We start from the raw sequence: 749 nt of genomic DNA on the forward strand, positions 1-749 counted from the left end.
GCTGTTCCGCGTTCGCTCGCCGCTACTGACGGAATCACTCTTGTTTTCTCTTCCTCAGGGTACTTAGATGTTTCAGTTCCCCTGGTATGCCTCCCTCTGCCCTATGTGTTCAGGCAGCGGTGACTGGGTATTATTCCAGTCGGGTTTCCCCATTCGGACATCCCCGGATCAAAGCTTGCTTACAGCTCCCCGAGGCCATTTCGTCGTTCGCCACGTCCTTCATCGGCTCCTAGCGCCTAGGCATCCTCCGTGTGCTCTTAGTAGCTTAACCTGGTGCGATATATTCGCGCCAGGCGCTCTCTTGAACTCTTATTTCCCTGATTGTGTAAACCACTCCAAGGTTGAAATAAGATTTCAAAGGATCTCCTGTCACGATTATATCGCTGCTACATTTAACTTCCTTGGTCATTCTCATGACACAAGATCAGCTTAAAGGATCTTTCTAAAACGCAAATTCATTTCGTTATCTAGTTTTCAAGGATCAAGTGATGAAAGCTGAGGACGTTCACGGTTGTGACGTTTCAGGCTTCACCTTTGAGAGTTGAACTCTCAAAACTGACCAACGAGTGAGTTGGTTCTTCACCTGTGGTGAAGAGGTTGGCTTTCCTTGCGGTCCGCCTCTTTGAATGCTTCCGTTGCAGGAAGCGATTCTCCATAGAAAGGAGGTGATCCAGCCGCACCTTCCGATACGGCTACCTTGTTACGACTTCACCCCAATCATCTACCCCACCTTCGGCGGCTGGCTCCCT

At 49.7% G+C, this 749-nt stretch carries 2 rRNA genes; both read right to left on the reverse strand.

Annotated features, from left to right (window positions below):
- Window positions 1–271, reverse strand: a 23S ribosomal RNA gene (locus ACH6EH_RS20160); the annotation flags it as partial.
- Between the two features lie 387 nt (window positions 272–658).
- Window positions 659–749: ribosomal RNA gene (locus ACH6EH_RS20165) — 16S ribosomal RNA — on the reverse strand; the annotation flags it as partial.

The organism is Paenibacillus sp. JSM ZJ436 (assembly GCF_044383795.1).
Taxonomy (GTDB): Bacteria; Bacillota; Bacilli; order Paenibacillales; family Paenibacillaceae; genus Paenibacillus_AQ; species Paenibacillus_AQ algicola.